Source organism: Actinomyces sp. oral taxon 849 str. F0330, assembly GCF_000239715.1.
GTDB classification, from domain to species: Bacteria; Actinomycetota; Actinomycetes; order Actinomycetales; family Actinomycetaceae; genus Actinomyces; species Actinomyces johnsonii.
Genome location: NZ_JH470350.1, coordinates 67,711 through 92,741, shown reverse-complemented (window position 1 = coordinate 92,741; position 25,031 = coordinate 67,711). Strand labels below are relative to the sequence as shown.

23 protein-coding genes and 1 pseudogene are annotated in these 25,031 nt (G+C 67.0%); 4 read left to right on the top strand and 20 right to left on the bottom strand.

Annotated features, from left to right (window positions below):
• Window positions 1–8 precede the first annotated feature (8 nt).
• Genes HMPREF0975_RS04360 through pgi form a run of 3 tightly spaced genes read right to left on the bottom strand, consistent with a single transcriptional unit; the run spans window position 9 to window position 2,513 of the window.
• The gene (locus HMPREF0975_RS04360) at window positions 9–308 is read right to left on the bottom strand and encodes a rhodanese-like domain-containing protein (RefSeq protein ID WP_021608933.1); all 300 of its coding nucleotides are present in this window, start codon (window positions 306–308) and stop codon (window positions 9–11) included.
• Window positions 305–820, bottom strand: a complete 516-nt coding sequence (locus tag HMPREF0975_RS04355; RefSeq protein ID WP_049939437.1) for a GNAT family N-acetyltransferase — start codon at window positions 818–820, stop codon at window positions 305–307. The genes HMPREF0975_RS04360 and HMPREF0975_RS04355 overlap by 4 nt, the downstream gene beginning before the upstream one ends.
• A gap of 37 nt (window positions 821–857) precedes the next feature.
• Entirely contained in the window at window positions 858–2,513 is a 1,656-nt protein-coding gene (gene pgi / locus HMPREF0975_RS04350) for a glucose-6-phosphate isomerase (protein ID WP_009232923.1), read from the bottom strand.
• 129 nt (window positions 2,514–2,642) lie between these two features.
• On the opposite strand from pgi, the gene HMPREF0975_RS04345 reads away from it, so the two are divergent.
• The gene (locus HMPREF0975_RS04345; RefSeq protein WP_083840709.1) at window positions 2,643–3,035 is read left to right on the top strand and encodes a hypothetical protein; all 393 of its coding nucleotides are present in this window, start codon (window positions 2,643–2,645) and stop codon (window positions 3,033–3,035) included.
• Window positions 3,036–3,066: 31 nt separating this feature from the next.
• On the opposite strand, the gene HMPREF0975_RS04340 is transcribed toward HMPREF0975_RS04345, so the two are convergent.
• The gene (locus tag HMPREF0975_RS04340; protein WP_009232921.1) at window positions 3,067–3,882 is read right to left on the bottom strand and encodes a helix-turn-helix domain-containing protein; all 816 of its coding nucleotides are present in this window, start codon (window positions 3,880–3,882) and stop codon (window positions 3,067–3,069) included.
• Window positions 3,883–3,953: 71 nt separating this feature from the next.
• Here HMPREF0975_RS04340 and HMPREF0975_RS04335 point away from each other — a divergent pair, with 71 nt between their 5' ends.
• Window positions 3,954–4,475: a VOC family protein gene (locus tag HMPREF0975_RS04335; RefSeq protein WP_009232920.1), complete on the top strand. Its 522-nt coding sequence runs from the start codon at window positions 3,954–3,956 to the stop codon at window positions 4,473–4,475.
• Between the two features lie 13 nt (window positions 4,476–4,488).
• On the opposite strand, the pseudogene der reads toward HMPREF0975_RS04335, so the two are convergent.
• Window positions 4,489–6,649, bottom strand: a pseudogene (gene der / locus HMPREF0975_RS04330) (bifunctional cytidylate kinase/GTPase Der).
• 241 nt (window positions 6,650–6,890) lie between these two features.
• Here der and HMPREF0975_RS04325 point away from each other — a divergent pair.
• Window positions 6,891–7,412 (top strand): polyketide cyclase, encoded by a 522-nt coding sequence (locus tag HMPREF0975_RS04325; RefSeq protein WP_009232917.1) that lies wholly within the window; start codon window positions 6,891–6,893, stop codon window positions 7,410–7,412.
• Here the strand turns inward: HMPREF0975_RS04325 and HMPREF0975_RS04320 are convergent.
• The 13 genes from HMPREF0975_RS04320 to rapZ all read right to left on the bottom strand — a co-directional run bounded on the left by HMPREF0975_RS04320 (window position 7,405) and on the right by rapZ (window position 20,155).
• Entirely contained in the window at window positions 7,405–8,562 is a 1,158-nt protein-coding gene (locus HMPREF0975_RS04320; protein WP_009232916.1) for a prephenate dehydrogenase, read from the bottom strand. The genes HMPREF0975_RS04325 and HMPREF0975_RS04320 overlap by 8 nt on opposite strands.
• Window positions 8,559–9,533 carry a pseudouridine synthase gene (locus HMPREF0975_RS04315; RefSeq protein WP_009232915.1) on the bottom strand — a complete coding sequence of 325 codons (975 nt, stop codon included), beginning with the start codon at window positions 9,531–9,533 and terminating at the stop codon, window positions 8,559–8,561. Before HMPREF0975_RS04315 ends, HMPREF0975_RS04320 begins: the two co-directional genes overlap by 4 nt.
• Window positions 9,530–10,129, bottom strand: coding sequence for an SMC-Scp complex subunit ScpB (gene scpB, locus HMPREF0975_RS04310; protein WP_009232914.1), 600 nt, complete (start codon window positions 10,127–10,129; stop codon window positions 9,530–9,532). The genes HMPREF0975_RS04315 and scpB overlap by 4 nt, the downstream gene beginning before the upstream one ends.
• Window positions 10,126–10,956, bottom strand: a complete 831-nt coding sequence (locus tag HMPREF0975_RS04305; RefSeq protein ID WP_009232913.1) for a segregation and condensation protein A — start codon at window positions 10,954–10,956, stop codon at window positions 10,126–10,128. Before HMPREF0975_RS04305 ends, scpB begins: the two co-directional genes overlap by 4 nt.
• Window positions 10,946–11,818: a ParA family protein gene (locus HMPREF0975_RS04300; protein ID WP_009232912.1), complete on the bottom strand. Its 873-nt coding sequence runs from the start codon at window positions 11,816–11,818 to the stop codon at window positions 10,946–10,948. The genes HMPREF0975_RS04305 and HMPREF0975_RS04300 overlap by 11 nt, the downstream gene beginning before the upstream one ends.
• Window positions 11,819–11,967: 149 nt before the next feature.
• Entirely contained in the window at window positions 11,968–12,891 is a 924-nt protein-coding gene (xerD, locus tag HMPREF0975_RS04295; RefSeq protein WP_009232911.1) for a site-specific tyrosine recombinase XerD, read from the bottom strand.
• Between the two features lie 91 nt (window positions 12,892–12,982).
• Entirely contained in the window at window positions 12,983–13,225 is a 243-nt protein-coding gene (gene secG / locus HMPREF0975_RS04290) for a preprotein translocase subunit SecG (protein WP_009232910.1), read from the bottom strand.
• A gap of 231 nt (window positions 13,226–13,456) precedes the next feature.
• A complete protein-coding gene (gene tpiA, locus HMPREF0975_RS04285; RefSeq protein WP_009232909.1) occupies window positions 13,457–14,236 on the bottom strand; it encodes a triose-phosphate isomerase in 780 nt (259 codons plus the stop codon).
• Between the two features lie 15 nt (window positions 14,237–14,251).
• On the bottom strand, window positions 14,252–15,445 hold the full coding sequence (locus HMPREF0975_RS04280; protein ID WP_009232908.1) for a phosphoglycerate kinase: 1,194 nt from the start codon (window positions 15,443–15,445) through the stop codon (window positions 14,252–14,254).
• A 112-nt stretch (window positions 15,446–15,557) separates the two neighbouring features.
• On the bottom strand, window positions 15,558–16,565 hold the full coding sequence (gap, locus tag HMPREF0975_RS04275) for a type I glyceraldehyde-3-phosphate dehydrogenase (RefSeq protein WP_009232907.1): 1,008 nt from the start codon (window positions 16,563–16,565) through the stop codon (window positions 15,558–15,560).
• A 288-nt stretch (window positions 16,566–16,853) separates the two neighbouring features.
• A complete protein-coding gene (gene whiA, locus HMPREF0975_RS04270; protein WP_009232905.1) occupies window positions 16,854–17,834 on the bottom strand; it encodes a DNA-binding protein WhiA in 981 nt (326 codons plus the stop codon).
• Window positions 17,835–18,175: 341 nt separating this feature from the next.
• Window positions 18,176–19,177: a gluconeogenesis factor YvcK family protein gene (locus HMPREF0975_RS04265; RefSeq protein ID WP_009232904.1), complete on the bottom strand. Its 1,002-nt coding sequence runs from the start codon at window positions 19,175–19,177 to the stop codon at window positions 18,176–18,178.
• Window positions 19,178–19,180: 3 nt separating this feature from the next.
• Window positions 19,181–20,155: an RNase adapter RapZ gene (gene rapZ, locus HMPREF0975_RS04260; protein ID WP_009232903.1), complete on the bottom strand. Its 975-nt coding sequence runs from the start codon at window positions 20,153–20,155 to the stop codon at window positions 19,181–19,183.
• Window positions 20,156–20,277: 122 nt separating this feature from the next.
• Between rapZ and purT the strand changes: the two genes are divergently transcribed.
• Window positions 20,278–21,537: a formate-dependent phosphoribosylglycinamide formyltransferase gene (purT, locus tag HMPREF0975_RS04255; protein ID WP_009232902.1), complete on the top strand. Its 1,260-nt coding sequence runs from the start codon at window positions 20,278–20,280 to the stop codon at window positions 21,535–21,537.
• A 33-nt stretch (window positions 21,538–21,570) separates the two neighbouring features.
• Here purT and HMPREF0975_RS04250 read toward each other — a convergent pair whose 3' ends face one another.
• Together HMPREF0975_RS04250 and HMPREF0975_RS04245 are read right to left on the bottom strand one after the other, a co-directional pair.
• Complete coding sequence (locus HMPREF0975_RS04250; RefSeq protein ID WP_009232901.1) at window positions 21,571–23,019, bottom strand: glycoside hydrolase family 1 protein; 1,449 nt, start codon at window positions 23,017–23,019, stop codon at window positions 21,571–21,573.
• 79 nt (window positions 23,020–23,098) lie between these two features.
• Window positions 23,099–24,952 carry a beta-glucoside-specific PTS transporter subunit IIABC gene (locus HMPREF0975_RS04245; RefSeq protein ID WP_009232900.1) on the bottom strand — a complete coding sequence of 618 codons (1,854 nt, stop codon included), beginning with the start codon at window positions 24,950–24,952 and terminating at the stop codon, window positions 23,099–23,101.
• Between the last annotated feature and the right edge of the window lie 79 nt (window positions 24,953–25,031).

Sequence of the window (25,031 nt, the reverse complement as noted above, 5' to 3'; positions counted from 1 at the left end):
TGTCGGGGCTACTGGCTCAGCCAGGCCTTCATGCCACCGGTGACATTGACCAGCTCGCCGGCGTAGCCAGCCGTAGTCAGCGCCTCGATCGCCTTGGCGGAGCGCACGCCGGCGGCACAGATGACTGCGGTGGGCCTGGCCGGGTCGAGCTCGCTCATCCGATCGACTACCTGCCCTAGCGGCATGTTGACCGATCCGGAAATAGCTGCTTGCGCCACCTCGTCCGGCTCTCGCACGTCAAGGACCACCAGGTCCTTCTCCGTCTCGAGCCGGCCACGCAGCTCGTCGGCGCTGACCTCTTTCATCATGTCCTCCTCAAGGGTAGTGGATCGCTGACATAACAGAGCATTCGGCTGGTCTCGCCGGGCTCCGTGTTCCGGAAGCCGTGCCGCTCATAGAACCGTCGTGCCTCACGATCGGCCTCATCGACGCCGATGCGCATCTCGAGCGCGCACCGTTGTCTCACCTGTTCCAGCGCCTCCAGGAGCAACCGGGAGCCGACGCCATGGTTGCGCAGTTCCGGCTGCACATAGAGTTCCTCGAGCTCAGCGATCGGCCCGTCGCCATAAGGTGTGGGACACAAGGTCAGGTAGGCCAAGCCCACTGCCCGTAGGTCGTCAGTGCTGCTATCCTCGGCCACCAGCACCAGGACGTCCTGACGTTCCAGCATCGTCTGGAACCTGGAGGTGAAGTCCTGCGCCGAGGGCGTCGGGGTGTCGAACTCAGTGTTGAAGTCGAACAGCAGGCGGCCGGCACATGATGCATCCGCCGCACCTGCCACACGCACGTGGATGTGCTGAGCGTCTTCGTGCGGGTCCATCGGGACTGAGTCGCCGTCGTTCTCGTTCCGCATCGGGCTACCGACGTAGGCCGCGATAGCGGTTGATGAGCCTCTGGGTGGAGGCGTCCTGGTTCTTGAGAGATGCCTCGTCTCCCTGGACGGCGGGGGCGATCTCTAGGGCCAGCTTCTTGCCGAGCTCGACACCCCACTGATCGAAGGAGTCGATGCCCCACACGATGCCCTGGGTGAAGGTGATGTGCTCGTAGAGGGCGATGAGCTGGCCGACGACCGCGGGAGTCAGTGCCGGGGCGAGGATCGAGGTGGTCGGCTTGTTGCCGGTGAAGACGCGGGCCGGGACGATCTCCTCAGGAGTTCCCTCCGCACGTACCTCTTCGGCGGTCTTGCCGAAGGCGAGAGCGGCGGTCTGAGCCAGGTAGTTGGACAGGAACAGCTCGTGGACGTCCACTCCCCCGTCCTTGGTGGGGTGAGCGGGGTTGGCCACCGCGATGAAGTCCGCGGGGATGAGCTGGGTGCCCTGGTGGATGAGCTGGTAGAAGGCGTGCTGGCCGTTGGTGCCCGGCTCGCCCCAGAAGACCTCGCCGGTCTCGGTGGTCACGGGGCTGCCGTCCCAGCGCACGGACTTGCCGTTGGACTCCATGGTGAGCTGCTGGAGGTAGGCGGCGAAACGGTGCAGGTACTGGGCGTAGGGCAGGACGGCGTGGGAGCCGGCCTTGAAGAAGTTGACGTACCAGACGTTGAGCAGGCCCATGAGCATAGGAACGTTCTCAGCCGGGGCCTTGGTGGCGAAATGCTCGTCGACGGTGTGGAAGCCGGAGAGGAAGTCGGCGAAGTTCTCCGGGCCGATGGCCACGGCCAGAACCGTGCCGACGGCGGAGTCCACCGAGTAGCGTCCACCCACCCAGTTCCAGAAGCCGAAGGCGTTGGCCGGGTCGATGCCGAACTCGGCGACCTTGTCCAGAGCGGTGGACACGGCTACGAAGTGCTTGGCGATGGCGCCGTCGGTCTCGATGCTCTTGCCCTTCAGGGCGGCCAGGAACCAGTCGCGGGCCATGCGGGCGTTGGTGAGGGTCTCTAGAGTGGTGAAAGTCTTAGAGGCGATGATGAACAGGGTCGTCTCGGGGTCGAGATCTGCGACCTTCTCCGCGCAGTCGGTGGGGTCGATGTTGGAGATGAAGCGGCACTGAAGGCCCTTTTGCACGTAGGGCTTGAGAGCCTCATAGACCATGACCGGCCCCAGGTCGGAGCCACCGATGCCGATGTTGACCACTGTCTTGATGGGCTTGCCGGTGATGCCCATCCACTCCCCCGAGCGAACACGGCGGGCGAAGGCGTAGATCTTCTCCAGGACCTCGTGGACGTCGGCGACGACGTCCTGCCCGTCCACGGTCAGGGAATCGGTTACGGGGCGGCGCAGGGCCGTGTGGAGGACGGCGCGGTCCTCGGTGATGTTGATGTGCTCGCCGGCGTACATGGCATCGCGGCGGCCCGGGACGTCCACCTGGGTGGCGAGCTCGGCCAGGGCGTCGCGGACGTCGTCGGTCAGCAGGTTCTTGGACAGGTCGACGTAGAGGTCCCCCAGCTCGTAGGAGAAGCGCTCGGCGCGCTCGGGATCGTCGGCGAACCAGGCGCGCAGGTCCGGAGTCATGGAGTCGTGGAGCTCAGTGAGGCGCTTCCAGGCGGGCGTGGTGGTGGGGTCAACCGGATTCAGCATGGCTACAGTCTATGGGTGTTGCAGCCGCGCGCCACTCCTCCGGCGCCAAACGTTCTCACGCTCGCGGCGTCCTGCTGGCTTTTGACGCGCCGGCGCGGGATCCTCAAGGCTGCCCCGTACGATGAGGCGATGGAACCTTCTTCAGCCGGCCTCCAGAGAACAGGCGGGTGGCTGCCTCTGACACTCACCTGCCTCGGAACGGTTGTCGTGCTTGTGTCACTGGCAATAGGCGTCATCGCAACGACCAGCTGGCAGAACACCTACGAGCTCCCCGCGTGTCCCCCGGAAGACGTGAGCTGCTTCGGTCAGACCCGCGAGGTTGTGGACAAGAACCCGGCCATCCTGTTGCTGGGAGTCATGACCCTCCTGCTGGCTGCAGCCGATGTGTGGGTGCTGGTCCAGATGCGACGGCACCGCACGACGCGCTGGGTGCAGGTCTCCTGCGCACTGCTGGCGCTGAGCGTGCTGATGACTCTGAGCACCCTGACGGCATGGTGGAGCTTCCGCTCCCTGATCTATTGATCGAGCGGCTCACCCCAGAGGCTCGAGCCCACTACCGGTCACTGAGAGCCTGACGATCGCTGATGGTCTGCTGTCGGTACAGGCTCGGTGAGAAGCCCAGGACTTGTCGGAAGTCGGCAGTCAGGTGGGCGTGGTCCGCGTAGTCGAGCTCGGCGGCGACCTGCGCAACGGTGACAGAAGGATCCTCCCGGAGCCGCTGTGCCGCTTCTTGGAGCCGGTAGCGTCTGATCACTGCGAGTGGGGGCAGGCCGATGTACTTCTTACAGAGGCGTTGCAGACTTCGGATGGAAAGATCGAGGCGTCTCGCCAGCTGATCGACGCGCAGGATGCTTCTGTCGGAGGCGACGACGTCCTCCATCCGGTTGGCCATAAGCGCCATCGCTTGTGGCGGCCCGGTATGTTGCGCCACCCAGGCTGCCAGGGCGTTGGCGGCACGCTGTTCACCCCTCGTCGTGTTCGTATCCGTCATAGCGCCGGCGACGGTGGTCTTCAGATCAGGGTCCTCGAGCGTTCGATGGGAATTCCGAATCAGGGACGGGGAGCACAGGGCGCCAGCCCCAGCGGGACGTAGGAGGGCGCCGACCGCCCACCCCCGGCCTTCCAGCTCGCGATAGGAGATGCTCGTCGTCGGGCCGTGCAGAGTGATGCTGTCCGGTTCAACCACGAGGTTACAAGCGGGGAACGGGAGAACCTCCTGCCGGTCCCGTTGTCCTGCAGGCAGGTTCCAGCGCGGAATCCAGATCCAGCGGACGCGGTCGGCCAGTGCCTCGGACACAGGCTCGCGGTGAAAAGTCGGAAGCCTGGAGGGGTAGAGGATCCCCCGTTGATCAGCGGTCGTCTCGGGCACGGTTCCTCACCTTTCCGGAACTGTCGCAGATCTTCAAGCGAAGGCATTTCATCGTTCTTACAGTCGTTGACATGAGTACACGCAATGTATCCGGAGCAACCGGTCAGTACACGACTAACGGGACTCCGCACGGATTCACCAGCATCACACCGTTTCTGGCCATTGACGGCGCCGACCGGGCACTTCAGTTCTATCGTGACGTCTTCGGGGCGCGCATCGTGGACAGTGTTGAGATGGAGGGGGCGGTCGTCCACGCGGAGCTCGACTTCGGTCACGGCAGGGTCCAGATCGGTGAACCGTCCGCCTTGTCCGATCTGGTCGCGACCCCGTCGGACGAGCCGGTCTGCTACTCGATCGGCCTGTACTGCCCGGACGTCGACGCCGTCGTTGAGCAGGCTACTGCCGCCGGCGCGACCTTGCTGGAACCGCTTGACACCTTCGTGTCCGGGGACAGGTTCGCCTCCATCCGCGACCCCTTCGGCGTGCGGTGGGCGGTCATGACCCGGGTCGAGGACCTGTCCGAGGAGGAGAGCGCGGCGCGTGTCGCCACATGGGCCAAAAAAGAGAAGGAGCAGGCCGCGGCTGGCAACTGAGCCCGTTCAAGGCTCAGCGCCGCTGGCGCTTCTCGCGCACGCGCACCCCGATCTGGATGGGGGTGCCGGTGAAGCCGAACTCCTCGCGCAGGCGGCGCTCGATGAAGCGCCGGTAGCCGGCGTCGAGGAAGCCGGTGGTGAAGATGACGATCCTGGGCGGGGCCACCTGAACCTGGGTGGCGAAGAGGATGCGGGGCTGCTTACCACCGCGCACCGGGTGCGGGGTCGCGGACTGCAGCTGGCCCAGGAATCCGTTGAGCCGGCCCGTGGGCACACGCGTGGTCCAGCCCTCCAGGGCGGCGTCGAGGGCACGCACGAGCCGGTTGGTGTGCCATCCCGTCCGGGCGGCCAGGTTGATATGGGGGGGCCCAGGAGACATGGGCCAGGTCGTGCTCGACCTCCCACAGGAGCATCTTCTGACGCTCCTCGTCCACCAGGTCCCATTTGTTGTTGACCAGGACCAGGGCGCGGCCTGCGTCGACGACCTGCTGGACGACGCGCACATCCTGCTCGCTGATCGGCTCGGAGGCGTCCAGAAGGACGACGGCGACCTCGGCCTTGTCGATGGCACCCTGCGTGCGCAGGACCGCGTAGTAGTCGGCGCCCCGTGACTGCTTGACGCGCCGGCGGATCCCGGCGGTGTCGACGAAGACCCATTGGCGCCCGTCAAGCTCGATGATCTCGTCGACCGGGTCCCGGGTAGTACCGGCGGTCTCATTGACGACGACGCGCTCCCTGCCTGCGATGGAGTTCAGCAGCGAGGACTTGCCGACATTGGGCCGTCCCACAAGGGCAACGCGATGCAGGCCGCCCTCAGGGGCTGCGGCGGCAACGGCGGAGACCTCCGGAAGAACCTCCATGACGGCGTCGAGGACCTCGCCGCTGCCCCGGCCGTGCAGGGCCGAGACCGGGAAGGGCTCGCCCAGACCCAGGTTCCACAGGGCGGCGGCGTCCCCCTCCTGCGCCGGGGAGTCGACCTTGTTGGCGGCCAGAACCACGGGCTTGCCGCTACGGCGCAGCATCCGCACCACGCGCGCATCGGTCTCGGTGATCCCGACCTGGGCATCGACGACGAGCAGGACGGCGTCGGCCATCTCGACGGCAACTTCTGCCTGCGTGGCCACGGCGGCGTCGAGACCGGCCACGTCCACCTCCCAGCCGCCGGTGTCGACGATGGTAAAGCGGCGCCCGGCCCACTCGGCCGGGTAGGAGACCCGGTCGCGGGTGACACCGGGGGTGTCCTGGACGACGGCCTCGCGGCGGCCCAGAACCCGGTTGACCAGAGTCGACTTGCCCACGTTGGGCCGACCGACGACGGCCAGGACCGGCAGCCCGGGCTCGGTGCGGTCACCGGTTGGAAGCTCACCGTCCGCCTCCAGAAGAGCGAGGTCCTCCTCATCGAGCTCATAGTCGCTCAGGCCCTCACGCATGGCCTGTGCCCTCAGATCCTCCTCCGCGTCGCGCCGAGCAGCGGAGTCGGCGGCCTCTTCGATGAGGTCCAGGACCTGCTCGACGGACTGCTCCAGGGTCATCTCCGAGGTGTCCACCAGGGTGACGCCCTCGGGCGCGGTGAGGAACTGGGAGACCGTGGAGTCGTCGCGGTCGCGACGCACCACCTGGTCGCGCAGGGCGTCGGCGTCCACCTGCTTGCCGGCGGCCTCCAGGTCCCCGGCGCGCCGCATCAGGCGGGCCTCCTCTGAGGCGGTCACGAGCAGGCGGACGTCGGCATCGGGGGCGATGACGGTGGTGATGTCGCGTCCCTCGGCCACGATGCCTGCTCCCCCGGAGAAAGAGCCGGTGTGCCCGGTCGCCTCGAATCGGATGATGTCGCGCTGACGGCGCGCCAACTCAGCGCGCACATCGAGGTTGGTGGCGACCTTGGAGACGACCGAGGCGATGTGCGGGTCGCGGATCGCGGCCGACACGTCAGTTCCGTCGACGGTGAAGGTGGGGTGCTCGGGATCCAGCCCCATGTGCAACGGCATCGCAGCAACGGCGTCGGCGACGGCGGCCCCGTCGTCCAGGTCAACCCCCTTGTGCTCGCACCACCAGGCGGCCGCCCGGTACATGGCGCCGGTGTCGAGGTAGGCCAGGCCGAGCGTGGCTGCCACGCGCCGCGAGACGGTGGACTTGCCCGATCCGCTCGGCCCGTCGATCGCGACGACGATTCCCATGGTGTCCTCCAGCAGGGTCCGATTCCGGTCATGAACTGGGCCAAGCGTCCCATACTCCGGTGCGATACCGCGGATCAGCCCCCATGAGTACTGACACAGGTGACTAGGTGACTATTCACACTGTAGGTGTCAAGAGACTTGTGATCCGCCTCGGACTCAGTAGGGCGGAAGGAGGCATGTATTTGTACGTACTCACTCTCAGCGCTGCCCGAACGAACTGGAAGAAGGAAGATCGGGAACCATGACTAAACAGAACGCCATCACCTGGCCTCCCCGTTACACGCCGGGTAACGCTGACAACTTCGTCTCCAATGAGGTCATTGTCGCAGACCTTTCCGCTGCACAGGTCTGGCACTACCTGATTGACATCTCCGAATGGGAAGGATACTACGACAACGTAGCCGACATAACCTTCCCTGATGGCGGAGGCCCCGTTCTGCAGGAAGGCCTCAATTTCTCTTTCAGCACCTTTGGATTCCCTCCTCTGGCAGCTCACGTCACAGAGTTTCAGGCCCCTGACAAGGACACACCGGGCCGACTGTCCTGGACAGCAAAACAGGATGGTCCCCCACAGGAGAAGCTCGACGTGTTGCACGCATGGCTTGTCGAGGATTTGCCCGGACGGCGCGTCCGCGTTCTTACGCAAGAGGTTCAGCACGGCCAGCCTGCCGCAGCTCTCGCTTCTCAAGTCCCGAACCCCATGCTCAACGGGCACCAGGCATGGCTTGACGGCCTAATCACCGCCGCTCGTCGTTCTAACTGACGACGCGCCATCCCTGGGCGTCCAGCGCCTCCTCCAGCCGCTGGACGGCCGCCGGTAGGACGGAGATGAGCGCAATCCCGGCACTCTGGCCGGCCGAGTGCTCCAAGGAGAAGTCCTCGATATTGACACCGGCGGCGCCGATATCGGAGAAGAGCCGACCGAGCTCACCGGCGGCGTCGGGCACGAGGACCTGGACCTCGGCATAACGGCGCGGCGCCCCGCCGTGCTTGCCGGGGATGCGGGCGCGACCTGTGTTTCCCCTGGCCATGACGTCGGTGACAGCGCCGACGGCCCCGGGAGCAATCGTGTGCGCCGCGCCGGGGGCCGTGTGCTCGGAGCTGTCCGGCTCGCAGGCAGCCGCCTCGATGCCCTTGATCAGCGCGCCCAGGTCGGCACTGATCTGGCGCAGCAGATCGGCCACGGGCCCGGCATTGCCCACGATGATGGCAGACCACAGTCGCGGATCCGAGGCCGCGATCCGGGTAACGTCGCGAAGCCCCTGGCCCGACAGCGCCAGAGCGCTCTCCCCCAGCGCCTCCAAGCGCGCAGCCACGAGGGAGGCGATGAGCTGGGGCATGTGGGAGACGGCGGCGACGGCGGCGTCGTGCTCCACGGCGCCCATGCGCACTGGGGTGGCGCCCACGTCCACCGCCAGGTTCCTGATGACCAGCTCGGCCTCGGACGCCGAGTCCTGTCCGACAACCACCCAGGGACGTCCGGCGAAGAGGTCGGAGTCGGCAGCCGCGGCACCGGAGCGCTCGCGGCCGGCCATCGGGTGGGAGCCAACGTATCGGCGCGCCTCCGCGCCCGCACGGGCTCGGACCTCGGCGACAACCCGTTCCTTGACCGAGGCGACGTCGGTGACCACGGCATGGGGATGGGCCGCCAGCTGTGCGACGACGACGTCGGCGGTCACGTCGGGTGGAATGGCCACGACGACGATCTGCGGCTCCGGGCTGTCCTCGTCATGAGGCACTCCCGCCCCCATGTCGCGGGCCAGGGCCAGGGACGTGGGCGAGGTGTCGGAGAGCTGGACCTCGACGCCCGCCGCACGCAGCGCCAGGGCCAGGGATGTTCCCAGGAGCCCGGTACCGATGATGAGGACCGGCCCGCGCGTGGACATCGATGCCCGGGGCTCAACCGCACTCACAGCCCGACCTCCTGCTGGAGTGCCGTGATCTCCTCACCGCTGAGGGGCCGGATCTCACCGGGGCGCAGGTTGCCCAGCCTCAGCGGCCCCAGTCGCGTGCGCGCCAGGCGCGTGACCGGGTGGCCGACGGAATCCAACATGCGCCGCACGATGCGGTTCTTGCCCGAGTGGAGGGTGATCTGAACGATGGAGCCGCGAGGTCCGGAATCCTTGACGGTGACCCGGTCTGCACGGGCCTCGCCGTCCTCGAGCTCGATGCCGCGCCGCAGCTTGCGCGGCACCCACGGCTCGACCTGCCCCTCGACGATGGCGACGTAGGTCTTGGAGATCTCGAAACTGGGGTGCATGAGCCGGTGGGAGAGCTCGCCGTCATTGGACAGCAGGACCAGCCCCTCGGTCTCGGTGTCGAGGCGACCGACGTGCACCAAACGCAGCGAGTCGGGCAGCTCGGGGTGCTGGGCCAGGTAATCGCGTCCGTACTGGGCCACGGTGGGACGCCCTCCTGGGTCCTCCATGGTGGTGACGACTCCGGCCGGTTTGTGGAGCATGAGGGTAATGAGCTCGGGGTTGGTGAGGATCCGGCCGCCGTCGACGCGGATCTCCTGGGTCAGTGGATCCACCCTGACGCCCGGTTCGGTGACGGTGATGCCGTCGACGCTGACGCGACCGTCGGCGATGAGCTGCTCGCAGGCCCGGCGTGAGGCGACTCCCGCGTGGGCGAGAACTTTCTGCAGCCGCTGCCCGGAGGCGACGTGCGGGTCGTCCTGCCCGCCTTTGGAGGCGCGCTCACGCATCGCCAACAGGCGGGACTCCTCGTCCTCGTCGATGGCCTCGGCATCGAAGGCGGCCAGATCGGCGGCGTCGGCGTTCTCGTCCAGTTCCTCGAGGTCGTCCTCGTCGTAGAACTCCTGGCCGCCGAAGTCGCTCTCGGGTACCGAATCGGTCTCGCTGTGGCGCTTCTTCGGGGTCATGGGGTCCTCCTACCGGCCAACTCATCAGCCTGTTCGACGATCTCCCCCAATGCCTCGACGCGGGGCAGATAGGGGGCCAGGGGTGGTAGCTCGTCCAGGGAGTCGATTCCCAAGTACTCCAGGAACTCTCCCGTGGTCCGGTACAGGATCGCACCGGAGGTCTCGGCCCCGGCCTCTTCGATGAGGCCGCGGGCGTGCAGGGTACGCATCACGCCGTCGACGTTGACACCGCGGATCGCCGCGACGCGTCCGCGGGTGACCGGCTGCCGGTAGGCGACGACGGCGAGGGTCTCCAGCGCGGCCTGGCTCAGGCGCGCGGTGGCTCCGCCGATGATGAATTGTTCGACGAGGTCGGCGTGCTCGGGCACGGAGGCGAAGCGCCAACCGCCGGCCGCCCGACGCAGGAGGAAGCCGTGGGATCGGCTGCCGGGCCTCTCTCCCCGGTACTCGGCGGCGAGGTCCTCGAGCAGCTCCTCGGCCAGCCTGTCCTCAAGGCCGAGGGCCTGGGCGATCGCAGCGGTGGTCACCGGCTCGTCGGCGACGATGAGGATCGCCTCGGCGGCGCTGCGCAGCCGAGGTTCGACGACGTCGCTCATGCGAATTCCTCCTCGAGCTCGGTTAGGTCATCGGAGGTCATCATGCCGCTCATATCGTCCTGGCCGGCGCACCAGCTCACGGTGATCTCGCCCATGGCCTCGATCTGGTCCAGCTCTGCGCTGCCCTGCCGGTGCAGGATGAGCAGCGCCAGGAATCGGGCGACGACGACGGCTGTGCGCTCGGCATCCTCGATGAGCTGAGCGAAGGTGAGGGTCCCGTGGCGGCGCAGTCTCAGCACGATGAGGCTCAGCTGTTCTCCGACCGGGACCCGCTCGTGAAGGTGAACGGTCTGGACGCCCGGATCCGTGGGCCGGGTGAAGGCCACGAGAGCCAGGTGAGTGAGCTCCTCGGGAGTAATAGTGGCCACGAGCTTGGGCAGAAGGGCTGCGAAGTGCGGTTCCAGCGCGACGATCCGGGGATGGCTGCGCGCTGAGGTATCCGCCCGATGGCGGAAGGCGGCTGCGGCCTCTTTGAAGGCCCGGTACTGCAGGAGCCGGGCGAAGAGCAGGTCTCGTGCCTCGAGGAGCTCGAGGTCGGGTTCCTCTTCGTCCTCATCGTGGGGCAGGAGTCGGTGGGCCTTGAGGGCCAGGAGCGTCGAAGCCACCACAATGAACTCCGATGCGCGCCCCAGGTCCCAATCGGAACGCATGTGGGCGATGAAGTCATCGGTCACCTCCGCCAGCGCCAGCTCGGTGACGTCGAGGCGCTTGCGGGCGATGAGGCTCAGGAGCAGGTCGAAGGGACCTTCGAACTGAGGCAGGGCGACGCTGAAACCGGGCAGGCGAGGTGGCCCTTGAGACTCCTGAGCCGTTGGCTCAGGCGACATCGCCGCGGGCGATGACCTCTCGGGCGAGCCTGCGGTAGGCCTCTGCTCCGGGGTGCGAGGGCGCGTAGCTGGTGATCGGCTCGTTGGCCACGGAGGCATCGGGAAACTTGATCGTGCGTCGAATGCGCGTGTCGAAGAGCTGCTCGCCGAAGGCCTGCTCCAGGCGCTCAATCACCTCGCGCGAGTGCAGGGTGCGGGAGTCCACCATGGTGGCCAGGATGCCGTCGATCTCCAGTGAGGCGTTGAGGCGATCCTTGACCCGCTCGACGGTCTCGACCAGAAGGGCCACCCCTCGCAGCGCAAAGAACTCGGTCTCCAAGGGGATGATGACGCCATGGGAGGCGGTCAGGGCGTTGATGGTGAGCAGTCCCAGTGAGGGCTGGCAGTCCACGAGGATGACGTCGTAGTCGTCCAGGACAGGGCGCAGCACTCGTTTGAGAGCCTGTTCTCGGGCCACCTCGTTGACAAGCTGGACCTCAGCGGCGGACAGATCGATATTAGCCGGGACGATGTCCAGCCCCGGTGCGGTGGTCTCGTGGATGACGGTGCGGATGTCCGGGCGGCTGGCGACGAGCAGGTCGTAGATGGTGGAGTCCAGCTCGTGGGCGTTGATGCCCAACCCCGCCGAGGCGGCTCCCTGAGGGTCGAAGTCGACGATGAGGACTTTGCGCCCGAGCTCGGCCAGCGCCGCACCGAGGTTGATCGTCGTGGTGGTCTTGCCGACGCCGCCCTTCTGGTTGCACATGGAGATGACCCGAGCGGGTCCGTGCGACTCCAGCGGCGCGGGGATGGGGAAGTCCTTCTCCTCGCTTTCTTCTGTGCCGGGGTTGTCGATCAGGCCTGGCTGGATGGAGTCATTCACGCTTCCCAGCCTAGTCGAAAGCCGCCCACCCTCGCCCAGTTCAGACGGGACACGCCAGAGAGCATCCGTCTTTCAGGATAGTCCCGGTCCTTGTTCAGGATTCCCTCATCGCTAGACGGCCGCCGGCCGCCGGGGCGCCGGCAGGGCGATCAGGCCAGCGCTCGCGGATGGCTGGTGACATAGACCTCCCGCAGATGGTCGACGGTGACCTTCGTGTAGATCTGGGTGGTGGTCACGGAGGCGTGTCCCAGCATCTCCTGGACAACGCGTACATCGGCTCCTCCGGCCAGAAGATGCGTGGCGAAGGAGTGTCGCAGGGTATGGGGCGAGATGCGGCGCTCGTCAGAGGAATCCGTACCGGTCAGGCCGGCGCGTTCAGCGGCCTGCTGCAGAACCGCCCAGGCGCTCTGCCGGCTCAAGGGGCGGCCCAGGGTATTGAGGAAGACCTGCGGCGCTCCCCTGCCCTTCTCCGCCAGGATCGGCCTGCCTCTTACCAGGTAGGCGTCCAGCGCCTCCCAGGCGTAGGCCCCCATGGGGACGACGCGCTCCTTGCGCCCCTTACCGAAGAGTCGCAGCAGCCGGGAGGCGGCGTCGAGGTCGTCGACGACGAGCCCGACCGCTTCGGAGATGCGGGCACCGGTGGCATAGAGCACCTCCAGTAGCGCCCGATCGCGCAGGTTCACCGGGGAGTCGTCGATCCCGGAGGCCTCCAGGAGGCGGCGGACCTCCTCGATACTCAGAGCCTTGGGAAGTCTCCGCCCGGGCTGGGGCGGGCGCACTGTGGCCGAGGGGTCCTGCGAGGTGGCCCCCTCGGCCAGGAGGAACTTGTGCCAGCCGCGTACGGCGGTGACGGTTCTGGAGGCCGACGACGAGGCCAGAGGGCGGGCACCGTCGGCTCCGGTGCGCAGCGCCTCGAGGAAGCCGGCCACATCGTTGCGGCTCACTTCCTGAGGGGCTGTGATACCGCCGTTTCTCAGATAGCGCAGATAGCGGCCGAGATCGCGTTCGTAGGCGCTGAGGGTGTGGGGACTCAGCCCACGCTCAACACGCAAGTGGGCAAGATAGCCGCGCAACTCCCGGTCCAGGGCGTCGCCACGCGGATCGTGAGCGGTGTCGGAGGCCGGAGCCGTCGTCTTCGAGGCGCTCGTTGCAACCAGCCGGTGCTCAGCTGAGCTTGGCGACCAGGCCGAGCCCGACGATCGTGATCGTCCAGGTGATGGCCACCGCCACCGTAATACGGTCGAGGTTGCGCTCGGCCACGCCGGAGGATCCCGCCGAGGAGGAGATGCCGCCGCCGAACATGTCCGACAGACCGCCTCCCTTGCCCTTGTGCAGGAGGATCGACATGATGAGGAAGAAGCTCGAGAGCACGAGCAGCACCTGAAGGACGATACGCACCACGTTCACGCCGCGTTCCCTTCTTCGTTGGTTTCGTCTTGCTGCGGGGGACTCACGCTCCGGTCGAGGCCCGGAGCGGACCTCGTCGGGGTCTGCACCCCACCTGTCCGCTCGGCAGTCTACCTGCAACGCACCGGGTCCCGGACACCTCGTGGTGTGAGGTCTCCGGGACCCGGGCTACGACCGCCGAGGCTCTAGAGGAATCGGGGTCACGACTCCCGATCTCGCGGCTCGGGCCGCTCAGGCGTAGAAGCCCGCCATGGCGGCGAAAGAGTCGGCCTTGAGGGAGGCTCCGCCCACCAGGGCGCCATCGACGTCGGGCTGGGCCATGAGCTCCTTGATGTTGCCGGGCTTGGCCGAGCCGCCGTAGAGGACGCGGGTGGCGTCCGCGGTGGCGTCGCCGTAGTCGGCGCGCAGGGCCTCGCGGATCGCCCCGCACACCTCCTGGGCGTCCTCGGCGGTGGCGGTCTCGCCGGTGCCGATCGCCCAGATGGGCTCGTAGGCGATGACGATCTTGGCGACGTCCTCGCCGCTCCATCCCTCCAGGGCGGCGCGGATCTGGGCCAGGACGAACTCGACGTGGGTGCCCGCCTTGCGGATCTCGAGGGCCTCGCCGCAGCACAGGATGGGGGTCATGCCGGCGTCGAGCACCTTGCGGGCCTTGGCGCCCACGAGGGCGTCGGACTCGCCGTGGTACTCGCGGCGCTCGGAGTGGCCCATGACCACGTAGCTGCAGCCGAGCTTGGTGAGCATCTCGGTGGAGATCTCACCGGTGTAGGCGCCGTTGTCGTGGGTGGAAACGTCCTGGGCGCCGTACTTGATGCTCAGGGAGTCGGCCTCGACGACGGTCTGCACGGTGCGGATGTCCGTGAACGGCGGAATCACGAGAACCTCGCACTTGGCGTAGTCGTGGTCGTGGTCCTTGAGCTCCATGGCCAGGCCCTGGACGAGGTGGTTGGCCTCGAGGTGGTCGAGGTTCATCTTCCAGTTGCCCGCCATGAGCGGGGTGCGGTTGCTCATCTACGTTGCCTTCCTTCAGTTTTCGAGCACTGCGATACCGGGCAGGGTCTTGCCCTCGAGGAGTTCGAGGGAGGCGCCACCACCGGTGGAGATGTGGGAGAACGTGGCCTCGTCGAAGCCGAGCGTGCGCACGGCCGCGGCGGAGTCGCCACCGCCGATGACGGAGAAGGCAGCGGACTCGGAGATCGCCTTGGCCACGGCCTTGGTGCCCTCGGCGAAGGCCGGGAACTCGAAGACGCCCATGGGGCCGTTCCACACCACCGTCTTGGAGGTGGCGATGGCGTCGGCGAAGAGCCTCCGTGTCTCGGGGCCGATGTCCAGGCCCATCTGGTCGGCGGGCAGCTCATTGGACGGCACGACGGTGGCCGGGGCGTCCGGGGCGAAGGTGGGGGCAACGACGGTGTCGATGGGCAGAAGGAGCTCGACGCCATTGGCTTTGGCGGTCTCCAGGTAACCCTTGACGGTGTCGATCTGGTCCTTCTCCAGCAGGGAGGTGCCCACCTCGTAGCCCTGAGCGGCCAGGAAGGTGTAGGCCATGCCGCCACCGATGAGGAGACGGTCGGCCTTGCCCAGCAGGTTGGAGATGACGCCGAGCTTGTCGGAGACCTTGGAGCCGCCGAGCACGACGGTGTAGGGGCGTTCGGGGTCGTTGACGGCGCGTCCCAGGGACTCGATCTCCTTGAGGACCAGCAGGCCGGCGGCCGAGGGCAGAAGCTTGGCGACGTCGTAGACGGAGGCCTGCTTGCGGTGCACCACGCCGAAACCGTCGGAGACGAAGACGTCGGCCAGGGCGGCGAGCTCGGCGGCGAAGGCCTCGCGCTCCGCGTCGTCCTTGGATGTCTCGGCGGCATTGAAGCGCACGTTCTCCAGCAGGACGATCTCGCCGTCGCCGACGGCGGCGACAGCGGCCTTGGCGGATTCGCCGACGGTGTCCTCGGCGAGGGTCACCTTGGCGCCGGTGACCTCGGCGAGGCGCTTGGCGACGGGCGCCAGGGAGTAGTCGGGGTTGACCTGCCCCTTGGGACGACCCAGGTGGGCGGTGATGATCACCTTGGCGCCAGCATCGAGCAGGGTGCGCAGCGTGGGCAGAGCGGCCTGGATGCGGCCGTCGTCCGTGATGTTCTTGTCGGCGTCCAGCGGCACGTTGAAGTCGGAGCGAACCAGGACTCGCTTGCCCTTGAGGTTGCCCAGGGAGTCGATGGTCTTCATAAAGCCTCTCATCGGTTGTGGGGTGATGGTGTGGGATCTGACGGACGGCGCCCGCGCACGCAGAGCGTGGCGCGGGCGCCGTCTCCTAGAGAGTCATGCTCTCGGTCTGGTCTCAGGCGAGCTTGGAGCCGACCAGGGCGGTCAGGCGGACCAGGGCGTTGGAGTAGCCCCACTCGTTGTCGTACCAGGAGAGGACCTTGACGAGGTTGCCGATGACCTTGGTCTCGGTGGCGTCGAAGATCGAGGTGTGCGGGTTGCCCACGATGTCGGTGGAGACGATCGGGTCCTCGGTGTACTCGAGAACGCCCTTGAGCTCACCCTCGGCGGCGGCCTTGACGGCGGCCTTGACGGCGTCGACGGAGACCTCCTTCTCGGCGATGAAGGTCAGGTCGGTCAGCGAGCCGGTCGGGGTGGGGACGCGCACGGCGAGGCCGTCGAACTTGCCCTTGAGGGCGGGCAGGACGAGGGCAACGGCCTGGGCGGCACCGGTCTTGGTCGGGATCATGTTCAGCGCAGCGGCGCGGGCACGGCGCAGGTCGCTGTGCGGAGCGTCGAGGACGCGCTGGTCACCCGTGTAGGAGTGGATGGTGGTCATGATGCCGCGCTCGATGCCGAAGTTCTCGTGGAGGACCTTGGCCAGGGGGGCGAGGCAGTTGGTGGTGCACGAGGCGTTGGACACGATGTTCATCGTGGCGTTGTCGTAGTCGCCCTCGTTGACACCCATGACGAAGGTGCCGTCGACGTTCTTGGCAGGAGCGGAGATGACGACCTTCTTAGCGCCACCGTCGAGGTGGGCCTTGGCCTTCTCGCCGTCGGTGAAGAAGCCGGTGGACTCCACAACGACCTCAACACCCAGGTCGCCCCAGGGAAGGTCGGCGGGGTTGCGCTGAGCGAGCACCTTGATGTGCTTGCCGTTGACGGTGATGCCATCCTCGTCGTAGGAGACCTCACCGTCGAACCGACCGAGGATTGAGTCGTACTTGAGCAGGTGGGCCAGGGTCTTGTTGTCCGTCAGGTCGTTGACGGCGACAACCTCGATGTCGGCGCCCTGCTCGAGGGCGGCGCGGAAGAAGTTGCGGCCGATCCGGCCGAAGCCGTTAATACCAACGCGGGTGGTCACTTTGTGTCCTCCTAGTGCGCCGGTATTCGGCGCACGGTTGCTGGGCTCTTCTCACACACAGCGTGTGCCCCGGAACGTCTCTGCCCAGATCCGATGTTGTCCTCGGTTGCCCTCGGTCGACCTCGTCACTGTTGTGTCAGCTCCGGCACGACCGAGTTTAGCCACACTGGGCAGCCGCTGGGAGCCGCCGACCACGCCACGGGCGAACACGATGGCAATGGAGCCGGTCTCCTCGAGGTCTATGACCATCGTTCGCCCCCTGAGCCAGGACCGAGGTCCCAGCAGGATTCAGGGCTCGAGCATCTCCTGGGTGAGAACCGACTCGGTGTCGGGGATCCCCAGCTCGTGGGCCTGCTTGTCCGCCATGGCCAGGAGCCGGCGGATGCGTCCGGCGACGGCGTCCTTGGTCAGCTGGGGATCGGAAAGCTGACCGAGCTCCTCCAGGGAGGCCTGCTTGTGGGCGATACGCAGGCGGCCCGCCTGAAACAGGTGGGCGGGAACGTCATCTCCCAGGATCTCGAAGGCGCGCTCGACCCGGGCGCCGGAGGCCACGGCGGCTCGGGCCGAGCGACGCAGGTTCGCGTCGTCGAAGTTGGCCAGGCGGTTGGCCGTGCCCCGCGACTCGCGTCGGGAGCGGCGCTCGGCCCAGACCTTGAAGGCCTCGGGCGCCCCCATCCGCTCCAGGAGGACGCCGATGGCCTCGCCGTCGCGCACGACGACGCGGTCGGCACCGCGCACCTCACGGGCCTTGGCGGAGATGTCGAAGCGCCGCGCGGCTCCCACCAGGGCCAGCGCGGCCTCGGAGCCGGGGCAGGTGACCTCCAGGGAGGAGGACCGACCCGGCTCTGTCAGGGAACCGCGGGCGAGGAAGGCCCCCCGCCAAGCAGCTGCGGCAGCGTTCCGCCCGCCCTGGACGACGGCGACCGGCATGCCGCGCACCGGTCGGCCACGGTCGTCGACCAGGCCGGAGAGTCGGGCGAGGTCCTTGCCCCGCTGGGTCACGCGCAGCACGTAGCGCGATCCCCGGTGCAGAGAGCCGCCCTGGACCACCATGACCTCGGGTTCCATCCCGTAGAGCTCCTTGAGGTGCTGGTGCAGTCGGCGCACGGCTCCTCCGTGATCGAGCTCGGCCTCCACCACAATGCGCCCGGAGACGATGTGCAGCCCTCCGGCGAAGCGCAGCATCGCGGAGATCTCCGCCCGTCGTTGGGCGGCGTTCTCGGTGGCGACGAGCGCGAGCTCATCCTTGACGGTGACCGTCAGCGACATGGTCGGGCTCCTCGTGATCTGGGGTCGTGGTCGGTGCGGATGGGAAACGGACAGAGCCGTCGATACTGCGGACCTCATTCAGGTGTCGTCGGTGTGTCGCTGGAAAGGACACGGACCGGGCGACCACCCGAGCAGGTGAGACCGAACAGCAATGTGGTGCAGCACCAGGAGGCGCATCTAGGAAAATTCTTAGCAGTGGCACCCTGCGGCCGGCTGAGCGGGGCCGCGGAGAATTATGAACGATGACGAGCGGCAAGATTCCTCGGTGAGTCCATTGTCACGATTCGTTGTGGTCCTTATCGACTGGTCGGCGCAGTACCCCGGCCGCACGGCTGACTCCGTCATGTCCGCGTGTTGTCCTCGACGTCCCCCAGAGCCCCTTCGAAAGCGTCTCTGAAGGCGGCCGCCAGTCGCAGCGGGTCGTGGTGGCACAGGGTCTCGCCCGTGCGTACTTGCCGCAGAACGACGGTGGCCCCCATCGCCGAGGCCACCGATTCGAGATCGGCGACGTCCTCGACGGTCGAGGGATCGGCCAGTACCACGTCCAGACGCAGATCGGGCGCGTACTGGCTCAGGACCCGCAAGTGGTCGGCACTGGTCATGCCATCGGTCTCGCCCAGCTGGGCTGAGAGGTTGAGGACCACGACCTTGCGGGCGGAGGTGCGTACCAGCGCCCGATGCATGGAGGGGAGAATGAGATGCGGAAGCACGGAGGTGTACCACGAGCCCGGCCCCAGTACCACCCAGTCCGCCTCGTCGATGGCGCGAAGCGCCTCAGGATGGGCGTCGGCGTCCTCGGGAACGATCCCCACGTTCTCCAGGCGTCCGCGGGCCGAGGCCACCGCCACCTGTCCGCTGACTCTACGGCTGGTCGTCCCCGAGACGATATCCGCCTCGATGACCAGAGGCGAGGAGGACATGGGCACAACCCGCCCGTGAATCGTCAGCAGGCGTCCCACCCAGTCGAGCCCGGCGACGTCGTCCCCGAGCAGCTGCCACAGGGCCAGGATGAGAAGGTTACCCAGAGCGTGGTTGTCGAGCTCGCCCTGCCCCTCGAAACGGTGCTGGAGCACATCGCGCCAGGTCAGGCCCCACTCGGAGTCATCGCACAAGGATGCCAGCGCCATCCGGAGGTCCCCCGGTGGCAGGCAGTCGAACTCCCGGCGCAGACGCCCCGAGGAGCCTCCGTCGTCGGCGACGGTCACGACGGCGGTGAGCCGGTGGCTGATGTGTTTCAGAGCCCGGAGCGTGGCTGACAGACCGTGGCCTCCTCCCAGGGCGACGACGGCGGGCCCCTCCTCACCGCGACGGGGCCAGCCCGCCACGTCGATGGTCGTTCCCACTGTCTACTCCCGTCCAAGGTCGCGGTGCTGGACGACAACTTCAAAGCCCGCTCTGCGCAGCCTGCCCCCGAGCCTCTCCGCCGAGGCCACGGAGCGGTGCTTGCCTCCGGTGCAGCCCACTGCCAGGGTAACGTGAGGCTTGAGCTCGTCAACATACTGCGGAAGCGCAGGGATGAGCAGGTCCGCGTATCCGTCGACGAAGGCGGCCGCGCCCTTCTGGGCGAAAACGTAGTCGGCCACCGGCGCATCACGGCCGGTGAGGTGGCGCAGCTCTGAGACCCAGTAGGGATTGGGGATGAATCGCACGTCCAGGACGTGGTCCGCGTCCAGCGGGATGCCGTACTTGAATCCGAAGGACATGACATTGATGCGCAGCGCCAGATCCGACTCGTGGGCCACGAGCTCGCGCACCCGGCGGGCCAGGTCGTGGACGGAGTAGTTGGAGGTGTCGATGACGATGTCGGCGACACCCCGCAAGCCCCCGAGGAGAGTGCGCTCGTGCTCGATACCGTCGAGGACGGAACCGTTGCCCTGCAGGGGGTGGGGCCGCCGGGAGGACTCGAAGCGCCGAACCAGGACGGCGTCGGAGGCGTCTAGGAAGATGAGTCGCACGTCGGTGCCGTTATCTCGGATCTTGCGCAGGTAGTCCATGAAGTGGGAGAAGAACTCGCGGCTGCGCACGTCGACCACCGCGGCCAGCCGGTGAACACCTGCGCCGACCGTCGTCATCATGCCGGACAGCGAGGGCAGGAGCTGGGGCGGCAGATTGTCCACCACGTACCAGTCGAGGTCCTCCAGGGCGTTGGCGGCGCGCGAGCGCCCGGCTCCGGACATTCCCGTGACAATAATCATCTCGGGCCGCTCGGCGGGCGGAACCGGAGGGGTCGCCTCATCGAGGGCCGGAATCTCGATGGGAACCGTGTCCTGGAGCCGCTTGCGCTTGCCGGAGGAGGGCTGGGGGCGGCGCTCGTCATGCATGGCTCAAGCATCGCATGTCCAGGTGGGTCCGCCCGCCGCCGACGCCGGATTACCGGTAGCGTTTTACCGTTGTCCGTACTCATTCATCGCCGGTTCACGGCGCCCAGAGGCCAGGAGGCCCCATGAGCTCCTCCCCCAGTAGGTTCCAGCAGGTACCCGTGCCCGGTCCCGACGTTCCGGTCCTGGGCACGCCCTGGACTAGCAGTGCGACGAAGGTGGCGCTGCTGGGAGCCGGTGAGATCGGCAAGGAGGTGGCGATCGCACTGAGCCGCCTGGGCGTCGAGGTCACGGCCATCGACCGCTACGACGGGGCTCCGGCCCAGCAGGTGGCGCACAACGCGCTGACGGTAGACATGAGCGATCCCGAAGCGCTGACCGCAGCCATCCGCTCCAGCGGCGCAGCCATCGTAGTCCCCGAGATCGAAGCGCTGGCCACTGATGCGCTCGTTGCCCTGGAGCAGGCCGGTGAGGTACGGGTGGTGCCCACAGCCCGTGCGGCGCAGCTGACGATGAACCGTGAGGGAATCCGCCGTCTGGCGGCCGAGGAGCTGGGTCTGCCGACCAGCCCCTATGCCTTCGCCTCCAGCCCGGAGGAACTGGCTGCGGGCGCCCAGAAGGTGGGCTTTCCGTGCGTGGTCAAGCCCGTCATGTCGTCGTCCGGCCACGGCCAATCGGTGGTACGCGGTCCGGAGGATCTGGAGGCGGCATGGCGATATGCGGCCGCCGACGGGCGTGTGGACCGAGGCCGGGTCATCGTCGAGGGATTCGTCCGTTTCGAGGCTGAGATCACCCTGCTCACGGTGCGGTGGCGCCACCCGCGTACCGGGGAGACGGTGACGAGCTTCTGCGAGCCGATCGGACACCGTCAGGTCGACGGCGACTACGTGGAGTCATGGCAGCCGCAGTTCCTGAATCGGGGGGCCCTGGAGCAGGCCCAGCAGGTGGCCCGATCCGTCACCACCGCACTGGGCGGCTGGGGTCTGTTCGGCATCGAGTTGTTCATCTGCGGGGAGGAGGTCCTCTTCTCCGAAGTCTCCCCACGCCCCCACGACACCGGCCTGGTGACGCTGGCGAGCCAGCGCCTGAGCGAGTTCGAGCTGCACGCCCGCGCCCTGCTGGGCCTGCCAGTGGATACCTCGCTACGCTCCCCCGGCGCGTCGGTGACCATCAAGGCGATCGGCGAGTCCGCGCCCGGTGAGGGCGTGAGCTTTGCGGGCATTGACGAAGCGCTCATGCACGACGGTGTGGACCTGCGGCTGTTCGGCAAGCCCGAGGCCCACCCCGGGCGGCGCCTGGGCGTCGTCGTGGCCTGCGCCGACGACGTCCTGGTCGCCAGCGACCGGGCGCGGGCAGCGGCCCGGGCGATCCGTCCCAGTGCCTGAGTCGGACCGCCCGGGGCACCGGAGCACCAGACGTCATTCCTGCGCCGGAGGCACGAGCGAGGTCCCGTTGGAGGCGATGACGTCGCGGTACCAGTCGAAGGACTTCTTGCGGTAGCGGGCCTGACTGCCGTTTCCGTCGTCGTCGCGGTCCACGTAGATGAAGCCGTAGCGCTTGGACATCTGGGCGGTCGAGGCCGAGACCAGGTCGATACATCCCCAGGAGGTGTAGCCCAGGACCTGGACTCCGTCGGTGATGGCCTCGGCGACCTGGACCAGGTGGTCGTTCATGTAGGCGATGCGGTAGTCGTCCTCGACCGTGGGGCCGTTGGGGCCGTCGACAAGGATGTCCTTGGCCCCCAGACCGTTCTCGACGATGAACAGGGGCTTGCCCCAGCGGTCCCAGTAGTCGTTGAGGATAGTGCGCAGGCCCGCCGGGTCGATCTGCCATCCCCACTCGGAGGCCTCAAGGGTGGGGTTGGGGACGCCGCCCATGAGATTGCCCTGGCCGGCCTCGGCCGACTGGGTGACGGTCTCGCACACGGACATGTAGTAGGAAAAGGAGACGAAGTCGACGGTGTGCTCACGCAGCAGCACACGGTCCTCCTCGGTGACCTCCAACTCGATGCCCTTGTCCCGCAGGGTGCGCAGCAGGTAGCCGGGGTACTCGCCGCGCACGTGGAGATCCCCGAAGGCGTAGTTGGCGCGCTCGGCCTGCTTGGCCGCCCAGACGTCACGGGGATCGGGGGTGAGCGGGTAGGCGGGCACGGCCAGGATCATGCAGCCGACCTGGATGTCGGGGTTGATCTCGTGGGCGATCCTGGTTGCGACTGCGGAGGCGACGAGCTCGTGGTGGATGGCCTGATAGAGGTCCCGCTCGTTGAGCCTCTCCTTGGGGGTGGCGATGCCGCCGGACAGGAAGGGCTCGTGGAGAACCGAGTTGATTTCGTTGAAGGTCAGCCAATACTTGACCCGTTTGCCGTAGCGCTCGAACAGGGTGCGGGCGTAGCGCTCGAAGAAGCCGATGAGGCGGCGGTCGGTCCAGCCGTCGTAGGTGCGCGCCAGGTGCAGCGGGGTCTCATAGTGGCTGATGGTGACCAGCGGCTCGATCCCGTGCTTCTCGAGCTCGTCGAGAACCCGGTCGTAGAAGGCCAGGCCCTCCTCGTTGGGCTCGGTCTCGTCGCCGAGTGGGAAGATACGGCTCCAGGCGATGGAGAAGCGGAAGACCTTGAATCCCATTTCCGCGAACAGGGCGATGTCCTCGGCGTAGCGGTGGTAGAAGTCGATCGCCTCGAGCTTGAGGTTGTCCGGGGTGGGGACGTCGGTGGGCGGGGCCATGATGCCCCGCGGCATGACGTCTTGGACAGACAGGCCCTTGCCATCCTCGGCGTAGGCCCCCTCGATCTGGTTGGCGGCAGTGGCACCTCCCCACAGGAAGCCCTCGGGGAAGCGCAGAATGCTGTGGGATGTGGTTGTTGCAGTCATGTTCTCTCCTGTGTTTTCTCTACTTGGTCATACGATGCGGGCTCTAGAGTCAGTGATCGGCAGCGAGCGTCGGCGAGCGTCAGTGATCGATCTCGACCACGGTGGCATCCGTGGTGACATCGCCGTCAACGATCGGCACGACGGCGCCCAGTGAAGCGGTATTGGTGACGACAAGGATGGTGGTGGGGTCGTAGCCGGCGTCGCGAACGGTCTTGAGATCCACGTCTACCAGGGGCTCGCCGCGTGCGACCCGCCGACCCGCACTCACCTTGGGGGTGAATCCCTCGCCCTTGAGATTGACGGTGTCCAGGCCGACGTGGATGAGGATCTCGACGCCGTCGTCGGTCTTGATGCCATAAGCGTGGCCGGAGTCCATGGCGGTGACGATGGTGCCCGATGCCGGGGCCACGACGTGGCCGTCGGCGGGAACGACGCCGACGCCGTTGCCGAGGGCCCCGGAGGAGAAGACCGGATCGGAGATGTTCTCCAGCGGCATGGCGGTTCCGTTCACCGGTGAGGTGAGTGCGGTGGTGGGATCGATGTCGATGTCCTCAGACGCGCCGACGGAGCCCGTCTCCTCCTCAGCGGCCTCCTTGAACCCGAGGATGAGGGTGAGGGCCAGGGAGACCACGACGGCGACTCCCATTCCGATGACGACCAGTGCGAGGTTCCCGTGATTGATCAGAGCGGGAATGCCGATGAGGGAGGGGAAGACGAAGGATGTCGTGGCGCCGCTTCCGGCGGCGACGATGACGCCGCCCACGGCACCGCCGATGCAGCCGTAGATGAAGGGCCGTTTAAGAGGCAGGTTGACGCCGTAGATACCGGGCTCGGTGATGCCCGCAAGGAACCCTGAGAGCGCAGCCGGTCCGGCCAGCTCCCGCATCTTCTTGCTGCGCGTGCGGATCATGACGCCCAAGGTCGCGGCGGCCTGGGCCAACACGGCGGGGAAGATCGGTCCCGCCATGAGGGAGAAACCCGGGTCGCTGTACTGGGCGATCATGACCGGTACCAGTCCCCAGTGCACACCGAACATGACGAAGACCTGCCAGCAGGCGCCCATGACGGCTCCCGCCACCCAGGGCACATGCTCGAACAGCATGTTCATGAGCGAGGCAATGGCGTTCGACGCCGTGGTCGTCACCGGACCGACCGTAATGAGGGTCAGGGGGACCATGACGAGCAGCACGAGCAGCGGCACTGAGAAATTGCGGATGGCCGAGGGCAGGAGCTTGGACAGCCAGCGCTGGAGATGGGACTGGAACCACACGGCCACGATGATCGGGACGAGAGAGGACGTATAGGACGCCATGACCACCGGAATACCGAAGAAAGTCACCGGGCTACCGGCGTCGTTGAGCGCGACGATCTCGGGATACACCAGTGCCCCTGCTAGGGCGACGGCAGTCATCTCATTGGCCTTGAAATAGCGCGCCGAGGTGATGGCCAGCAGAACCGGCAGGAAGTACAGGGCCGAGTCACCTGCGGCGTTGAGGATCGTGTGGGTGGTGGATTCCTCCTTCAGCCACCCCAGCGTGGTTGTCAGGGTGAGGAAGGCCTTGATCAGGCCCGATCCCGCGAGCGTCCACACCACAGGGTTGATCAGGGCTGAGACCATCTTGATGAATCGGTCGAACAGGTTGCCGCCGCCGTCCACTGGCGCATTGTCGCCGTCGGTCAGGTCGGTGAGCCTGATGAGTTCCTCGTAGAGCAGGGGGACGTCGTTGCCGATGACCACCTGGTACTGGCCGCCGGCCCGCACCACGGTGACGACGCCATCGAGCTTTGTCACAGCCTCGTTCGAGGCCTTGGACTCGTCCTTGAGGACGAATCGCATGCGGGTTGCGCAGTGGGTCATGGAGGAGATGTTCTCCTCGCCTCCGATATCATTCAGCAGCTGCGGCGCCAGCGCCGCGTAGTCGACTTTCGCCATTGATGTCCTCCTGAGCGGGCGACCACTTCCGGGGAACAAAAAAGACCCGAGACAATGGCAGCGCATTAACGCTGACATG